This window comes from Mumia flava, from assembly GCF_002797495.1.
GTDB lineage: Bacteria > Actinomycetota > Actinomycetes > Propionibacteriales > Nocardioidaceae > Mumia > Mumia flava.
The window spans coordinates 384,690-399,711 of the sequence record NZ_PGEZ01000002.1 but is presented as its reverse complement, the minus strand read 5'-3'; the positions used below and the strand labels follow the sequence as shown (position 1 = coordinate 399,711).

The following is a 15,022-nucleotide window of genomic DNA, read 5'->3' as shown; positions in this document are numbered from 1 at the left end:
CGCTCTAGACGAAGCCTTCGTCGACGAGGACGCAGTGGTCCTCCGTGATGACGTGCGCTTGTCCGGAGCCGCCGGCGACCCGGCTCCAGCTCTCCACGAACAGCCGCGACCGGTGGACCGAGATCGAGAACCCGCCGTACATGCCGGGGTAGGGGAACCACAGCGTCTCCAGCCCCTCGACCTCCACGACCTCGGTGGGGACGGGGCGGTACCGGACCGGTTCGAGCGACGCCGTACGGCTCGCGATCAGCTCGGTCAGGTGACGGTCCCAGGCCTCGTAGCGCCGCCGGTCGCGAGTCCCGTCCCGTGTGGTCTCGAGGGCCGCGACCAGGTGGGCGTGGCCGCGGTCCCTCGCGATGTCCACCGCGCGATCGCCCGCGGCGGTCCGCAGCGAACGCCACGCACCCATCGCGACGAGCCGCTCGACCACGGCCACGGGCGCGCCGTGCCACGCCGCCTGATGGAGTGCCGTGAACCAGCTGCTGCCGTCGACGCGCCAGCGGTTCGGTCCGAGCCACGGAGACGACTCCAGCAGCGAGAGGACCGAGTCCCACGCGCCCGACCTCGCCGCGTCGGCGAGCCGGTTCGCATCGCTGACCAGCTCGGGCTTCAGCAGCGACGGATCGACGACGCCCGGCCACTCGGTGATTCCTGCGCTCGCACTCTCCACGGCTGCACCCTTGCACACGCAAGGGAGCCGGCGAGGGTGGCCGGGACACGAGCCCGGCCACCCTCGCGGCTACGACACCGCGGTCACGGTGTGTCGAGCTCCGGCGGCAGCGAGCGCCGCTCGGCGGGCACCGTTCCCTCCGGGACCTCCGCCGCCTCCGGCAGCAGGTCGCCGAGACCGGGCCACGTCGGCCGCGGCAGCACGAGCCCCGGCAGGTCGAACCGCGAACGACGCAGGTCCAGCGTGTACGTGGAGGCCGTCGAGTCGACGGTGCTGACCCGTCCGCGGACCGCCCCCAGCACGATCACACCCAGGCGGTGGCCCTTCTCCACGATCGCGTCGTCGGGGTCGAGCGTGACGGTGACGTCGTGCGTCCCGGCGCCGTCGAGACGTGCCCAACCGCGTCCGAGGATCTGCAGCGGCGTCGTGCCGATGTTGCGCTCCATCGTGAAGTAGCAGGCGTCGTCGCTCGCGGTCGACTGGCCCACGCAGGTCTCGACGTCGGTGGTGCGCGCCCCGTCCCCGCTGGTGAGGACACGCTCGTCCTCGCCGTAGTCGACGAGCATCACACCGACCTGACCCGTCGGCACCTGGGTGCTCACCCGGATCTTCGCGACCATCGAGCCCGACAGCCGCGCCTCCCGCAGCAGCGGGGACGTCGCGTACAGCAGGCGGTTCTCGCTGTCGCCCTCGACGACGGCGGTGTTCTCGCGCTGCCCGGGATCGTTGACCCAGCTCTGGGACGTGGCGCCGCCCCACCCGGGAAGCAGACCGAGCTCGCCGTCGGCCCGCGGGCGCAGGGGCGTCCTGGTCAGCCTGACGGGCCATCTGGAGGAGTCGACCCACTCGTTCGGCTCGGTCTCGACGCGGACCCGCGGCTCGGCGAGGATGCCGTTGCGGATGCCCATCAGCTCGTGGTCGAACCAGCGGTGCAGCGTCGGCACCCACGTGTCGCGCTCGACGTCGAAGGGGTCGACGTGCCCGACGCGGCTGAGCCACATCTTGCGGGTCACCCCGGCCTCGCCGAGGGCCTTCCACCACGTGGAGAAGTGCCGCGTCTTGACGTTCGTGTCCTGCAGACCGTGGTAGATGAACACGCTGGCCTCGACGTTCTCGGCGTTGCGCTCCGCGGACTCGCGGTAGTCGCGCTCGTCCCAGAAGGCATTGTGCTCGCCGGTCTCGTCGGCGTCCTCGGCGTCCATCGCGTCGAGGATCGCCGAGCAGTCCTGCGGGAACGTACGGTCGGTCATCACGCGCGACGCCAGCCCGCTGGAGTAGTCCCAGCTGTACGGGAGGCCCTGCGACCGGGTGTAGTCGTACCACGAGCTGATCGCGCTGATCGGCACGATCGTCTCCAGTCCCTCCACGCCGGTCGCGGCGACGCCGTTGGCGAGGGTGCCGTCGTAGCTCTTGCCGATCATCGCGGTCTTGCCGGTCGACCAGTCGGCGCGGACCGGCTGGCCGTCGGCGTCGACTGCCTCGGCGTTGCCGTTCAGCCACTCGACGACGGCCTGGATCGAGCCGATGTCGGAATCACCGCCGGTGTCGACGCAGCCGGTGGAGCGGGCCGTACCGGCGACGTCGGCCGCGATGTAGGCGTAGCCGCGCGGCACGAAGTAGTTGTCGTAGAAGAGCGGGAACTGCTCGAGGTTGCCCTCGGCGTCGTAGCTCTTGCGCTCGGACTCGTTCCCGCGACCGATGCTCGTGTAGTACGGGCTGGCGTCCATGATGACGGGCACGTCGACGCCTCGGTCGTCGAGCTCGCTCGGCCGGACGATGTCGACGGCGACCTTGTCGGCCGCGCCGTCGCCGTCGTAGTCGTCCGCGAGGACCCAGACGGTCTCGCGGATCGCGTCGGCGTAGCTGTAGACGGGGGAGGAGACGCCGCCGGAAAGCACGTAGGGGTGGGGATCCGGCTTGGCGGAGGCCGTCCCCGCCGAGCCGGCGACGAGACCGGCCCCGACCAGCAGGGCGGCGAGGGCGGTGAGGAGGGTGTGGGATCTGGGCTTTCGCGGAGCGCGTGGAGGAGCATGCATGGCGGCACTATTCACCAGGAAGAGAATCGCCGCACGTCGAACCGCGCGCACACGCGTGACGCCGGGCGTGAAGGACCCGCCGCCGCAGGACGAACATCGCGTGAACGCAACCGGTCCCCGATCCCGCGCCGAGCCCGACGGACTGCGCTGGATCCCCGCCGCCGCAACGGATCCCGCAGTGTCACCGCCGGTCGATCGCCCGCGTCACACGTGTCCGTACCGACTTGCGGGCACACCCGGACCCCGACACGATCCGAGCGTCAGCGTGAAACTCACCCTGGGAGGAACCCCGATGGTTCGATCGCTCACACGCATCGCCGCAGCCCTTGCGCTGCTCCTGTCCACCGCCGTCATCGGCCTCGTCGGAACGGCCGCGCCCGCGTCCGCCGACGGCTGCTACACCTGGTCGCGCACCCTCGCGCAGGGCTCGAGCGGCTCCGACGTCCGCCAGCTACAGATCCGCGTCTCCGGCTACCCCGCGTACGGCGCCGTGCTCGCACTCGACGGCAGCTACGGCCCCGCCACGAAGGCGGCGGTCAAACGGTTCCAGCAGGCGTACGGACTGACCGCCGACGGCATCGCCGGCCCCCAGACGTACTCCAAGCTCTACGCGCTGCAGGACAACGACTGCACGCCCGCCAACTTCAGCTACGGCGAGCTCAACCGCTGCAACAGCTCCTGGTCCGGTGGCGCCGTCTCGGCGTCGACGGCGAAGGCGAACGCGCTCGTCACGATGTGGAAGCTCCAAGCCCTGCGGCACGCGCTCGGCGACCGGGCGATCTACGTGAACAGCGGATTCCGCAGCTACTCCTGCAACTCCGCGGTGGGCGGATCGTCGAACAGCCGCCATCTCTACGGCGACGCGGCGGACCTGGCCGCGGGGTCGCACGGCTTCTGCACGATCGCGAAGCGGGCCCGCTACCACGGGTTCAACATGATCCTCGGCCCCGGCTACCCGAACCACAACGACCACGTCCACCTCGCCGCGCCGTCGTCGCGCTACTGGTCCGCGTCGACCTGCGGGATCTGACCGCCCGGACGCGTCGTCCCGTCGGTACGCTCGGCGGGACGACCGTCCGGACGTACGACTCCGGCCGATTCCCACCCGCGCCGGCCTCACAGGCGGGGAATCGTACGTCCGCGTGGTCGTCGCGACGCCAGCACGTCTCAGAAGTCGTCGATCACGAGCTTCTTCATGCCCATCATGTGCTCGAACGCCTGCGGGCGTGCCATCAGCTCGGCCATGTTCGCGGGGACGATCTGCCAGCTCACGCCGTAGGGGTCCTTGGCCCACCCGCACTGCTCGGCCTCGGGGACGGCCGACAGCGCGTCCCAGAGCCGGTCGATCTCGGCCTGGTCGTCGCACTGCACCTCGAGCGAGACGCCCTCGCCGAACCCGAAATCGTGGTCGGCGCCGTAGTCGGACGCCATCAGCCACTGGTCGCCGATCCGCAGCTCGCCGTACGCGAGGGCGTCGGCACTCGCCGGTCCGGTCGGGACGCCGTAGGGCGAGCGGTTGCCGACCTCGGTGCCGCCGGGCGTGTCCTCGAACATGTCGACGTAGAAGTCCGCGGCCTCGGCCGCCTTGTCCTGCGCCGCGCCACCGAACATCAGCGCCGGGACGACGAACGGGCGCGGATCGCCTGCGGGGTCGGTGAGCATCAGCTGCCAGTTGACGCCGAAGCGGTCCTCGACCCAGCCGTAGCGCGCAGCGAACGGGTACTCGCCGAGCTCCATCCGCACGAGCCCGCCGTCGGCCAGCGCAGCCCAGGTCGCATCCAGCGCTCGCCGGGCCGCCTCCTGGCCCTCGGCGTTCGCGCCACCGAAGAGCAGCGGGTCGAAGTTCAGCATGAACGAGATCGCCGGCGTCGGCCGGAACTCCGGGCCGGCGTTGATCAGGGTCAGCCGCGTCCCCGACACCACGACCGCGACGGTGAGCGCAGCGCCGGCAAGGTCGTGCTGGAAGTCCTCCAGCCCTTCCTCGGGATAGCGCGCCTCGACCTCGTACGTCGTGTCGGGCAGCGCGTCGGCGTAGAACCGGCCGGCCTCCTCGGCGTTGCCGTTGCACCAGATGTTCGGGACGATCCTCTGCCGGATACCGGTCATGCTGCTCATGGTTGCCTCCGCTGGCCCAGGTCTGCAAGGCGGTCGGTCCGCCCACCCGTACGACCGGGGCCGGGCGGCGATCTCATCGGCGGACGTCCGCCCCTGTGGACAACGGGCGCGGGACGTCGCCGTGCGCGCCTACGCTGCCGGACCATGACGATCCTCAACCGCGGCGCGTACGACGCCGGACTGCTGCTCGACGACACGTACATCCCCGGCTCGATCGCGGCGAGACGGGCCCGCGCGGACGACCCGCACGTCGCCCCGCTGAACGCCCTCGCGCGCGACATCGGCGAGCGGCTCGACGAGCACGTGCCGCAGCTCGACCCGGAGAGCGGAGGGACCAAGGCGCGCGTCCTGCTGCTGCAGCGCGACCCGTACGAGGTCGCGGCGATCGGGACCCGGATGATCAGCCGGCACAACAACGACCGCACCGACGGCAACACGTTCGCGGCCTGCGAAGAGGCTGGCCTTGCTTACGCCGACACGCTGCACTGGAACGTGATCCCGTGGTGGGCGCAGGACCCCGCGAAGGCCGTCGGCGGCAAGGACCGGTCGGTCGCAGGGGAGGCGCGGCGGGCGGCGCCGTACCTCCGTCAGACCCTCGATCTGCTCCCGAACCTCGACACCGTCGTCCTCCTCGGCAACCAGGCGCGTACGGCGTGGGCTCGCGCCGCCGGTGCGCTCCCCGAGCTCGAGGACGGCCTGCGGGTGCTGGCGTGTCCGCACCCGAGCCCGCGGGCGTGGAGCCTCACGAACGCGGGCACGGGTGAGAAGAACGGCGAGATCACCCTGCGCGTGCTGCGCGAGGCGGCCGGTGCGGGGGTCACGCCTCCGGTTCGAGCTGTCGGTTCTGGGCGGTGATCCAGGCGTCGACACCGGCCCACTGGTCGAAGAGCCACGCAGCGCGGCTGACGCCGTCGGGCGGCAGGTCGCCGGACGACGTCAGCCATCCGCCGAGCGTGATCGTCTTGTCCATCGGGAGCTCGCGCCAGATGTCCTTCAGCGTGACCAGCCGCTCCAGCCCGGTGTGCGCGACCACGAGGACGGAGGCCTGCGGGGCGGCGTCGAGCGCGGTCGCGAACCCGCCGGCGTGGGGCGCCATCACGTTCGGCATCGCCTTGGCGCGGACGGCGAGGGCCTCCTGCCCGCCGTCGCGGAGCGCCGCGATCCGTGCGGTCCGGCGACGGGGGGTCACGTTGCCGCCCTCGTGGAAGAGCACCAGGGCGTCCTGCGGGCCCATGTCCGCCGCGACGCGAGCGATGGTCTCGCGGGTCGACGGCTGGCCCGGCCGGCGACGCCGGGCCGGGGTGACGAACGCCGAGGGCAGCCGGTGGAGCAGCACGTCGATCGCGGGATCCCACTGCAGCGTGTCCTTGAGGACGATCGCCGGGACGCGGTCGTGCTCGGCGAGCAGCCAGTTCACGAGGATGAAGGAGTCCCCGGGACCGGCGTGCCGGCTCACGACGACCAGCGGCGCGTCGGGGAGCGGTACGTCGTCGGCTCCGGTGCCGTCGCCGACGTCGGCGATGATCCGCAGCCGCAACGTCCACCGCGCCTGCCAGAAGAACAGCGCGAGCATCCGGCGCATCAGGGCGACGTGCGCCCTGCGGCACCACGGTTGCCGCATCGCCAGCCCGAAGCCGGACGCGACCCACAGGCCGAAGAGCGCGACGAGCGCGGCGGCGTCCCACACGATGTAGAACGCCAGCATCCACAGCGCCCGGACGACCCGCAGCCGGCCGGGCAGCACCCAGGTCAGCGCCGCGCCGACCACGAGCGCGAACATCAGCGTGGTGGGGACGACCACGATCGCGAGCAGCACGACCAGCGGCGCCAGCACGAGGCGGCGTACGAGCAGGGGAGGAGGTGCCATCACCGACTCCTGGTGAGGTAGTCGCGCGCACTCGCGTACGCCCGCTGGATCCGCAGCTCCGTCGTGTCCATGCGACGGAACGCGCCCAGCCGCTCGTCTCCGGGCAGCGCACCGCCGGTCGGCAGCACGTGCACGGTGACGTCGTCAGGGGTGTCCTCGAGCTCGCGGAAGAAGCGGTGCCGGCGTGCGATCTCGAAGCTCACCCGGGCGACGTCCGCCGGTGTTCGCGGCGCCGTGAGGGGCTCCTCGATCCGGCCGACCTGCAGCACGTAGACGGTGGTCGCACCCCGGCGCACGGCCTCGCCGAGCGGGATCGAGTCGACCAGCCCGCCGTCGAGGAAGTGCTCGTCGCCGATCCGCGTCGGCGGGAGCGCGCCCGGCACGGACGCCGACGCGAGGACGGCCTCCACCAGCGGTCCCGAGTCGAACCACGTTTCTCGGGAGCGCTCGATCGACGCGGCCGACACCACGAGCGGCACCTCCAGCGCCTCGAAGGTGTCGCGGCCCTGCGCCGCATCCCTGATCAGGTCCCGCAGCGGTTCGGGGTCGTAGAGGTGGATGCGCGACCGGGCGGCACGTCGCAGCTGGCGGTACCACGGGTCGCCGTACACCGCGCCGGCCGCTCGCGACGACCACGCCTCGGTGAGCCGGTCGATCACGGACGGCTCCGGCTCCGCGGCTACGGCTACGCCGGTGATGGCGCCGATGGACGTCCCCACCACGACATCGGGCCGGACGCCGGTCTCGAACAGGGCCTTGAGCATCCCTACGTGGACGGCGCCGCGGACCCCGCCGCCACCGAGTACGAAGCCGATCGTCACGGACGTCATGCTCTCACGGCGATCGCACGATCGAGGCGCGGTCCGTCGTACGACAGACTGGGGGCATGCTGATCGCCGAGGACCTCCTTCTGCTCGCCTACGACGACGAGAGCGGCAAGGCGCAGTCCGACGCGTACCACCTCGACTACCGGCTCGCCGGCGCGCTGCTGATCGAGCTGGCGCTGGATGGGCGGGTCGACGTCGTGCGGGAGGACGGACCTGTCGTCGCCGAGTCCGGCGGCACGCGCGTGAAGGCCGGCCGCGTCGTGGTCGTCGATGCCGCCCCCACCGGCAGTGCGGTGCTCGACGACGCGCTCGTACGGGTCGCCGAGAAGCCGCGCAAGCCGAAGGACCTCATCAGCCCGCTCGGCAAGGGTCTCCGCGACCGGCTGCTCGCGGACCTGGCGGAGCGCGGCGTGCTGCGGCGCGAGGAGCTGCGTGTGCGGGGGATCTTCCCGACCACGCGGTGGCCGGCCGAGGACTCCTCGCACGAGGTCCGCGTGCGCGAGGAGTGCGTCGCCGTGCTGCTCGACGGCGCGGAGCCGTCACCGCGGACGGCGGCCCTGATCTCCGTCGCCGGTGAGGGCAGCGTCGCTCACCTCGTGCCGCGCGACCAGCGTAAGGCGGCCAAGGCGCGGGCGGAGGAGATCGCTGAGAGCTCCTGGGCGGGCGACGCGGTGAAGAAGGCGGTCGACGAGATCACGGCGGCGGTGATGGTCGCGGTGTTCGTCCCGGTGATCGCGACCGGCGCGACCTGATCACACCTGCACGAGATGCTCGTCGGTGGCACCCGGTACGGCGGACAGCGGGATCGATCGGTCGAAGGTGGCCAGCCGGCCGCCGCGCGCGACCGCCGCGGCCAGGAGGTAGAGGTCGGTCACCTGACGGGGGCCGTGGATCCGTGTGCTCTCGATGAACGCTCCGTCGAGCAGGCTGCGGTCGTTCGCCCAGAACTCGTGGTGCTCGGTCGCGCAGGCGCGGGCCAGCGATGCGATGGCGTGGGAGGCCGGCACCGGACTCGGGTAGCGCGGCTGACCGATGATGCGGGCGAACCCGTTTCTGGGTGATCGGGCAGGAGGCCCATCCGTAGCCGATCTCGGTCGTCAACCAGGCCCGCGCGCGTGCATGGTCGGCGTGATCGCGGTCGAGGAGGGCGAGGAGCACGTTGACGTCGAGCAGCGCCCTCACTCGCCGATCTCCTCGCGGAGCTCGTCGAGCAGGCGGTTCGAGACGACCTCGCCGCGGTGCGGGAGCGGGGCGAAGCCGAAGAACTCGTCGTCGGGCTGATTCGCGTCGCCACGCGTGAGCGACTCCCGGGCGAGCTCCGAGAGGACGGAGCCGGCGCTGCGCCGGGTGCGGCGGGCACGCTCCTTCACGGCCTGAAGGACATCGTCGTCGATGTCGAGCGTGGTACGCATACCCCGCTGGGAGAAGCGGTCGCGACGCGCCGAGTCCGACCGGGCGCGGAGGGCGCTGGACGAGGTTGCGCAGGCGACCACGCGCACGTGATTCGAACAGATGTGTCAGTAGCGCCTCCTACGGTCGTGGCATCCACTCCGACCGCGAGGAGATCTCATGCCGAGCCGCGCCACCAAGGAACGTATGGCCCTCAGCGTCCGCGACCGCATCGACGAGTTCGGCTGGGCGATCCAGCACGTCGGCGACGGCTGCGACGACCCGACGTGCCTCAACCATCATGTCGAGGAGGAGTTCACGTTCGGCTACACCGTCGGCCTGACCCGCTACGACGGGCATCCTGAGCTCATCGTCTGCGGTCTCCGTGCCGAGCCGGCGGCGCGCATCCTCAATCAGCTCGGCGACGAGGTGCGCGAGGGACGGCGGTTCGTCCACGGGGACGAGATCGCCCTCTCCGCGCCGTACCGCGGGAGGCTGATCGACGTCGCCGACTCGTCACGCGAACTCATCTGGGCCAACGTGCTCTACCAACCCGGGACGTCCGCCGATCCCGGCGCTGCAGCTCGTGTGGCCGGACCAGCAGAACCGCCTTCCCGGCGAGCCCGGGTCCGAGCACTGCGAGGAGCACCAGCCGCTCCTCGGGCCCTGGTGACCCACGCGCGTGTCCCCGCCGTACGGCGTGGCGCGGTCCGCTGCCCGAGCTCGGCTCGCCGCGCTGTGCGGAAGGACGAGGACACACGGCACGCCCTGGATGGATGATGTCGATCTCGGTGATCCGGTCGGAGAAGTCACGGCGGGTGACCACCATCTCGGTGATCACCCGCCGGAGAGTGCCGTGCTCGTCAGAGCGCCGGGTAGGCGCGCGGCCGGTCGAGGCCGCGCTCGGCCATCAGGTCCCGCACCCGGTTCGGGTAGTCGGTGATGATGCCGTCCACCCCCATGTCCATCAGCGCGGCGACCGTCGGCATGTCGTCGCACGTCCACGGGACGACGTCCAGGCCGCGGTGGTGCGCGTCGCGGACCATCCGCTCAGTCACGTAGAACTCGAATCCCTGCTGGTCGACCGTGCCGTTCTGCGGGAAGCCGTAGTTCGGCGAGAGCGTCGTCACGCCGTCGATGGACGCGGCGGCGCGGACGAAGTCGCCCCCGAAGTCGTCGGCGTCGATGCCGCCGAGCCACGGTGAGGCGCCGGGCTGTCCGACCTGGAGGAAGTCGTAGTTCGTCAGGGCCACGAGCGGCAGTCGGGGTGAGATCCGGTGCATCAGCTTGAGCGCGCCCCAGTCGAACGACTGGATCGTGACGAGTCGGCTCAGGCCCGACCGACGGATCTCCTGCGCGACTCGGCGTACGAAGATCGGTCGCGGGGCGGTCTCCTCCGGAGCTCCTGCCTCGACCTTGGTCTCGATGTTGAGCCGAACGCCCCACGCGCGCCTCGCCTTGACCAGGTCGAAGACGTCGCTGAGCTCGGCCATCCGGGCGCCGGCGACGACCTCCTGCTGGGGGAAGCCGGGCTTCTGCTGGTAGCCGCAGTCCATGGTCTTGATCTGGGCGAGCGTGAGGTCCTTGATGTACTTCCCGACGTACGGGAACTGGGGGTCGCCGGGCGTGACCGGATCCGTGTCGCGGCAGACGGTGGCGGAGACGCGGCGGTCGTGGGTGACGACGACCTTGCGGTCCTTGGTCACCTGGGTGTCGAGCTCGAGCGTGCTGACACCGAGCGACAGCGCCTTCGCGAAGCCGGCGACCGTCGACTCCGTGGTCATGCCGATCCCGCCGCGGTGGGCCTGGAGGTCGAAGTCGGTACGGACGTGAGGGCCGTGACCGTGGTGGTTGCCATGACCGGAGTGATTGCCGTGCCCGTGGCGGTCCAGGCCGTGGCCGCGGTCGGGTGCCGGGGTGGCGACGGCGCCCGGCGCCGCGGTGAGGACGAGAGCGGTCGACACTGCGGCGACGCAGGTCGCGAGCATGCTGCGCATCGGATCTCCTTCGACGACGAATCTGTCGTCGAGGACGCTAGGGAGCCCGGGGAACGGCGGCGCGAGGCGAGGGTGACGCGACCGTGAACGTTGGCGTACGTGCGTTCCGTGGGGCCTGCCGCTCCGTCCGAGCCCCGTCGCGCTACGCGTGTCCGACCGGGACCACCGTCGGCAGGCCGTCGACCGGGTCCGGGAACACGTGCGCGCTCAGCCCGAACACGTCGGCCAGCATGTCGCGCGTCAGGACCTCGGCGGGGGGACCGGCCGTCACGACGCGGCCGGCGTCGAGCACGACGAGGTGGTCGCTGTAGCGCGCGGCCAGGCTGAGGTCGTGGAGGACGAGGACGACCGTCTTGCCGGCGGTGCGTCGCAGCTCCACGACGACGTCGAGGACCTCCGCCGCGTGGGCGAGGTCGAGGTGCGTGGTCGGCTCGTCGAGGATCATCAGGTCGGTCTGCTGGGCCAGGACCATCGCGATCCATGCTCGCTGGCGCTGTCCGCCCGAGAGCTCGTCGAGCGGGATCTCGCGGAGGTCGGCGACGCCGGTCATCTGCATCGCCTGGTGGGCGATGGCCTCGTCGTCCGCCGACCACTGGCGGTACCACGGCTGGTGCGGCTGCCGCCCGCGTGCCGCGAGGTCGGCGACGGTCATGCCTTCGGGGGCGACCGGGTTCTGGGGGAGCATCGACAGTCTCCGCGCCAGCTCACGGCTGCGCAGGGACGTCAGCGGGGACCCGTCGAGCGTGACCTGGCCGGCGGCGGGCTGCAGCAGCCGGGACAGCACACGGACGAACGTCGACTTCCCGCAGCCGTTCGGTCCGATGATGGTCGTGACCTGTCCGTCCGGGAGCTCCAGGCTCAGGTCCCGCAGCACCGTCCGGGTCCCGTAGCCGGCCGTGATGCGCTCGGCCGCGAGTCGGGTGGTGGTCGTGGTCGCCGAGTCAGACACTGGTCCTCCTGGTGTGCCGGATGACGAGGTAGAGCAGGAAGGGAGCACCGACGACCGCGGTGACGATCCCGACCGGGAGCGGTGTCGGGAGGTTCGCCGAGACGAGGTCGGCTGCGAGCAACAGAGCCGCGCCGAGCAGACCGCCGGCGATCGGAGGCGGTCCGGCGGTGCCGAACAAGCGCATCGCCGCCTGCGGCGCGACGAAGGCGACGAAGCTGATCGGGCCGACGTACGCCGTGGTGACGGCGGCCAGCCCGACGGCGACCAGCAGGGCGAGCGCCTCGGTCCGGATGGGCGGGGTGCCCAGCGCGCCCGCGACGTCGCGCCCGAGCCGCAGAGCCCCGACGTCGCGGCTCAGGATCAGCACTGCGCCCAGTGCGAGTCCGATCACGGGCAGCAGCACAGCCAGGTCGTCGTACCGGGCGGCGTCGAGCGAACCGACGAGCCAGCGGGCGGCCACGGCGGCTGTGTCGAGCTCCGCGCGTGTCAACAGCCAGGTCGTGACCGCGCCGGCGAGCGCGTTGACGGCGATGCCGACGAGGATCAGCCGGACTCCGGAGAACCCCCCGCGCCAGCCGATGGCCAGGATCAGCCCGGTCGTCGCGAGGCCACCGAGGAGTGCTGCCGGCGCGAGGATGCTCGACGCCTGGGTCGGGTCGTCGATCAGACCCGGCTGGGTGAGGATCAGCGTGGCGGTCGCGGCAGCGCCGGCGGTGACGCCGAGGATGTCCGGGCTGGCGATCGGGTTGCGCGTGATGGACTGGGTCAGCCCGCCGGCGCACCCGAGGGCGAAGCCGACCAGCACCGCGACCACAGCCCGACCGAAGCGGTGGTCGAGCACCACGAGCTCCTCGATGCTGTCGCCCGAGCCGGTCAGGGTCGCCCACACCCGGCTCGCCGGGAGGTCGATCGTGCCCGTGAACGTGGACCAGCCGATCAGAACGACGAGCAGAGCGACCAGGCCGGCCGCACACCAGGCCGCGCGTCGACGCAGGTGGATCCCGATGGGACCGACTCCGAGACCGGGCCGCGCTGCGCGGCGGGCGTCCGTCTCACGCGCGCTCACAGGCTCACCAGCCGGCGGCTGCGGGTGATGGCGAGCAGGACCGGCGCCCCGACGATGGCGACGACGATGCCGGCCTCGAGCTCTCCGGGGGGACTGACGACGCGTCCGAGCGTGTCCGAGAGGAGCAGCAGCACCGCACCCGCGAGGCCGGCCAGGGGGACGAGCCAGCGGTAGTCGTGGCCGCAGGTCCGCCGTACGAAGTGGGGCGCGACCAGGCCGAGGAACACGATCGGTCCGCAGAGGGCGGTGGCGCCGCCGCACAGCAACGTCACGCCGGCGATCCCGACGACGCGTGCGGTGACGACCTTCGTGCCGAGCGCCTGGGCGACCTCTTCCCCGAGCGCCAGCTCGTGCAGCGCGATCCCGTTCACGAGCGCCAGTGCCATCCCTGCGGCCAGGAGCGGGAACACCCACGGCCACAAGGCCCGGTCCGGTGCGGCGAGCGACCCCGCCTCCCAGAAGCGAAGGACGTCGAGGGTCTGCTTGTCGAGCAGGATCAGTGCCGTCGTCAGAGCTGTGAGGAGCGCTGCCGTGGTCGTCCCCACCACCGCCAGGGTCACCAGAGCGGAGCCGCGCAGCGAGCCGAGTCCTGCCACGAAGATCAGGATCGATGCGGCGGCGGCGCCGACGAGGGCTGCCGCCACGATCGCGGACGGGGAGGACACCCCGAACGTGAAGACGAGGAGGGCGACACCGAAGCTGGCTCCGCCGTTGACGCCGAAGAGACCCGGGTCCGCCAGCGGGTTGCGGGTGTGGCCCTGCATCACCGCGCCTGCCATGCCGAGCGCGAGGCCGCACGCGAGCCCGAGGATCGTGCGCGGTACGCGTTGGCTCGTGACGACCGTCGCGTTGTCGGAGTCGACGCCGCCGAAGACCGCACCGAACACCTCGGGCAGGGGGATCGATCGACTCCCGATCGCCAGGCTGAGCATCAGGGCGACGAGCAGCGCGACCACCAGACCGGCAGCGACCGAGGCCACCCGGCGCCCGCGGGAGCGTGTCGGAGGCCGGGTCGCAACTGACATGGAAGTGAGGTTAGCCTTGCCAACGTCCACGAGAGAAACCGGGCCTGACCCAAGGAGAACACGTGCCCCGACCACACCGCTTGCTCGCCCTCGTCGCCGCCCTCGTCCTCGCACTGTCGCTCGCCGCCTGCGCGAACGACGCGAACGACGATTCCGCGGCCGAGGCGACCGAAGCCAGCACCCGAACGATCGAGGACACCTTCAACGGAACCGTCGAGGGCGTGCCCACCGACCCGCAGCGCGTGGTCGCCCTGTGGCGCACCGGATCGCTGCTCGCCGACATCGGCGTCACGCCGGTCGGCTCCCTCGAGGGCGAGTTCCTCGAGGAGGAGCTCGGCTCCGACCTGTACGCGGACTACGCCGACATCCCGACCGTCGGCACCTTCGAGGGGGTCGACATCGAGAAGGTGATCGAGCTGGACCCCGACCTGATCATCGGCATGGACAACGGCGGCCTCGCGATCGACTACGACGAGCTCTCCGAGATCGCGCCGACGGTCATCCTGAACATCGCCGAGCCGACGGACGTGTGGGACAACTACCCGAAGGTCGCCGACATCGTCGGCAAGTCGACCACGTTCGAGGAGCAGAACGCCGATCTTGACGCCCAGCTCGCCGACATCGCGGCCGAGCACGGGGACGTCGTCGGTGACCTCCAGGTGACGTCGTTCAGCTCGTTCGACGGCACGATCTGGGTCGACACCAGCAAGTCGCTGTCGTACCGCCGGCTCGACGCGGCCGGCTTCGGCTACAACCCCGACTACACCGACGACCCGGAGCGGTACGTCACCGAGCTCTCGATGGAGAACATCGCCAGCTTGGCCGACCAGGACATCATCTTCTACGACGCCACCCTCGAGGGGGAGCCGGCCGCCGGGATCCAGGAGATCCTCGACTCGGCGTCGTTCCAGCGCCTGGACGCCGCGAAGAAGGGGAACGTCTTCCCGCTCACGTCGGGCGTGATCTACACGTTCGCGGGCGCGTTCAGCCAGGTCGAGGACCTGACGGCTGCCGCCGAGGCGTACCAGCCCTGACGCCACGCCGGGTGCCGGGGCGGTTCCCGTCCCGGCACCCGGGTCGT

Annotated in this window: 16 protein-coding genes; 5 read left to right on the top strand and 11 right to left on the bottom strand. The window is 71.4% G+C overall.

What is annotated here, in order from left to right; all coding sequences use genetic code 11:
• Positions 1 to 4: 4 nt before the first annotated feature.
• On the bottom strand, positions 5 to 670 hold the full coding sequence (locus CLV56_RS16040) for an ankyrin repeat domain-containing protein (protein WP_100415270.1): 666 nt from the start codon (positions 668 to 670) through the stop codon (positions 5 to 7).
• Positions 671 to 753: 83 nt separating this feature from the next.
• The gene (locus tag CLV56_RS16035; RefSeq protein WP_100415269.1) at positions 754 to 2,706 is read right to left on the bottom strand and encodes a CocE/NonD family hydrolase; all 1,953 of its coding nucleotides are present in this window, start codon (positions 2,704 to 2,706) and stop codon (positions 754 to 756) included.
• 292 nt (positions 2,707 to 2,998) lie between these two features.
• On the opposite strand from CLV56_RS16035, the gene CLV56_RS21395 reads away from it, so the two are divergent.
• The gene (locus tag CLV56_RS21395) at positions 2,999 to 3,736 is read left to right on the top strand and encodes a D-Ala-D-Ala carboxypeptidase family metallohydrolase (RefSeq protein ID WP_100415268.1); all 738 of its coding nucleotides are present in this window, start codon (positions 2,999 to 3,001) and stop codon (positions 3,734 to 3,736) included.
• Positions 3,737 to 3,873: 137 nt separating this feature from the next.
• Here the strand turns inward: CLV56_RS21395 and CLV56_RS16025 are convergent, their stop codons facing one another.
• Positions 3,874 to 4,821 carry a VOC family protein gene (locus tag CLV56_RS16025; protein WP_100415267.1) on the bottom strand — a complete coding sequence of 316 codons (948 nt, stop codon included), beginning with the start codon at positions 4,819 to 4,821 and terminating at the stop codon, positions 3,874 to 3,876.
• Positions 4,822 to 4,965: 144 nt separating this feature from the next.
• Between CLV56_RS16025 and CLV56_RS16020 the strand changes: the two genes are divergently transcribed.
• On the top strand, positions 4,966 to 5,676 hold the full coding sequence (locus tag CLV56_RS16020) for a uracil-DNA glycosylase (RefSeq protein WP_100415266.1): 711 nt from the start codon (positions 4,966 to 4,968) through the stop codon (positions 5,674 to 5,676).
• Here the strand turns inward: CLV56_RS16020 and CLV56_RS16015 are convergent.
• Together CLV56_RS16015 and CLV56_RS16010 are read right to left on the bottom strand one after the other, a co-directional pair.
• Positions 5,639 to 6,688, bottom strand: a complete 1,050-nt coding sequence (locus tag CLV56_RS16015; protein WP_039342212.1) for a 1-acyl-sn-glycerol-3-phosphate acyltransferase — start codon at positions 6,686 to 6,688, stop codon at positions 5,639 to 5,641. The two genes, CLV56_RS16020 and CLV56_RS16015, sit on opposite strands and share 38 nt — an antisense overlap.
• Positions 6,688 to 7,509, bottom strand: a complete 822-nt coding sequence (locus CLV56_RS16010; RefSeq protein ID WP_100415505.1) for a patatin-like phospholipase family protein — start codon at positions 7,507 to 7,509, stop codon at positions 6,688 to 6,690. The genes CLV56_RS16015 and CLV56_RS16010 overlap by 1 nt, the downstream gene beginning before the upstream one ends.
• A 65-nt stretch (positions 7,510 to 7,574) precedes the next feature.
• On the opposite strand from CLV56_RS16010, the gene CLV56_RS16005 reads away from it, so the two are divergent.
• Positions 7,575 to 8,267 (top strand): GOLPH3/VPS74 family protein, encoded by a 693-nt coding sequence (locus tag CLV56_RS16005; protein ID WP_039342206.1) that lies wholly within the window; start codon positions 7,575 to 7,577, stop codon positions 8,265 to 8,267.
• On the opposite strand, the gene CLV56_RS21050 is transcribed toward CLV56_RS16005, so the two are convergent.
• Together CLV56_RS21050 and CLV56_RS15995 are read right to left on the bottom strand one after the other, a co-directional pair.
• The gene (locus CLV56_RS21050) at positions 8,268 to 8,522 is read right to left on the bottom strand and encodes a PIN domain-containing protein (protein WP_211288168.1); all 255 of its coding nucleotides are present in this window, start codon (positions 8,520 to 8,522) and stop codon (positions 8,268 to 8,270) included.
• Positions 8,523 to 8,693: 171 nt separating this feature from the next.
• Positions 8,694 to 8,927, bottom strand: coding sequence for an antitoxin (locus tag CLV56_RS15995; protein WP_039342203.1), 234 nt, complete (start codon positions 8,925 to 8,927; stop codon positions 8,694 to 8,696).
• 157 nt (positions 8,928 to 9,084) lie between these two features.
• Here CLV56_RS15995 and CLV56_RS15990 point away from each other — a divergent pair, with 157 nt between their 5' ends.
• Complete coding sequence (locus CLV56_RS15990; protein ID WP_100415265.1) at positions 9,085 to 9,684, top strand: DUF4262 domain-containing protein; 600 nt, start codon at positions 9,085 to 9,087, stop codon at positions 9,682 to 9,684.
• 83 nt (positions 9,685 to 9,767) lie between these two features.
• Here the strand turns inward: CLV56_RS15990 and CLV56_RS15985 are convergent, their stop codons facing one another.
• The 4 genes from CLV56_RS15985 to CLV56_RS15970 all read right to left on the bottom strand — a co-directional run bounded on the left by CLV56_RS15985 (position 9,768) and on the right by CLV56_RS15970 (position 13,941).
• Positions 9,768 to 10,901 carry a glycerophosphodiester phosphodiesterase family protein gene (locus tag CLV56_RS15985; RefSeq protein ID WP_245857966.1) on the bottom strand — a complete coding sequence of 378 codons (1,134 nt, stop codon included), beginning with the start codon at positions 10,899 to 10,901 and terminating at the stop codon, positions 9,768 to 9,770.
• Between the two features lie 142 nt (positions 10,902 to 11,043).
• Positions 11,044 to 11,850: an ABC transporter ATP-binding protein gene (locus CLV56_RS15980; RefSeq protein ID WP_039356535.1), complete on the bottom strand. Its 807-nt coding sequence runs from the start codon at positions 11,848 to 11,850 to the stop codon at positions 11,044 to 11,046.
• Positions 11,843 to 12,916 carry a FecCD family ABC transporter permease gene (locus CLV56_RS15975; RefSeq protein ID WP_039356532.1) on the bottom strand — a complete coding sequence of 358 codons (1,074 nt, stop codon included), beginning with the start codon at positions 12,914 to 12,916 and terminating at the stop codon, positions 11,843 to 11,845. Before CLV56_RS15975 ends, CLV56_RS15980 begins: the two co-directional genes overlap by 8 nt.
• Entirely contained in the window at positions 12,913 to 13,941 is a 1,029-nt protein-coding gene (locus tag CLV56_RS15970; RefSeq protein ID WP_039356529.1) for a FecCD family ABC transporter permease, read from the bottom strand. The genes CLV56_RS15975 and CLV56_RS15970 overlap by 4 nt, the downstream gene beginning before the upstream one ends.
• 62 nt (positions 13,942 to 14,003) lie before the next feature.
• On the opposite strand from CLV56_RS15970, the gene CLV56_RS15965 reads away from it, so the two are divergent.
• Positions 14,004 to 14,975, top strand: a complete 972-nt coding sequence (locus CLV56_RS15965) for an ABC transporter substrate-binding protein (RefSeq protein ID WP_039356525.1) — start codon at positions 14,004 to 14,006, stop codon at positions 14,973 to 14,975.
• Positions 14,976 to 15,022: the final 47 nt, after the last annotated feature.

Bases quoted from the DNA above. Each gene is read 5' to 3' on its own strand.
- CLV56_RS16035 (WP_100415269.1), bottom strand. From the start codon at position 2,706: ATGCATGCTCCTCCACGCGCTCCGCGAAAGCCCAGATCCCACACCCTC.
- CLV56_RS21395 (WP_100415268.1), top strand. From the start codon at position 2,999: ATGGTTCGATCGCTCACACGCATCGCCGCAGCCCTTGCGCTGCTCCTG.
- CLV56_RS16025 (WP_100415267.1), bottom strand. From the start codon at position 4,821: ATGAGCAGCATGACCGGTATCCGGCAGAGGATCGTCCCGAACATCTGG.
- CLV56_RS16020 (WP_100415266.1), top strand. From the start codon at position 4,966: ATGACGATCCTCAACCGCGGCGCGTACGACGCCGGACTGCTGCTCGAC.
- CLV56_RS16015 (WP_039342212.1), bottom strand. From the start codon at position 6,688: ATGGCACCTCCTCCCCTGCTCGTACGCCGCCTCGTGCTGGCGCCGCTG.
- CLV56_RS16005 (WP_039342206.1), top strand. From the start codon at position 7,575: ATGCTGATCGCCGAGGACCTCCTTCTGCTCGCCTACGACGACGAGAGC.
- CLV56_RS15995 (WP_039342203.1), bottom strand. From the start codon at position 8,927: ATGCGTACCACGCTCGACATCGACGACGATGTCCTTCAGGCCGTGAAG.
- CLV56_RS15990 (WP_100415265.1), top strand. From the start codon at position 9,085: ATGCCGAGCCGCGCCACCAAGGAACGTATGGCCCTCAGCGTCCGCGAC.
- CLV56_RS15985 (WP_245857966.1), bottom strand. From the start codon at position 10,901: ATGCGCAGCATGCTCGCGACCTGCGTCGCCGCAGTGTCGACCGCTCTC.
- CLV56_RS15970 (WP_039356529.1), bottom strand. From the start codon at position 13,941: ATGTCAGTTGCGACCCGGCCTCCGACACGCTCCCGCGGGCGCCGGGTG.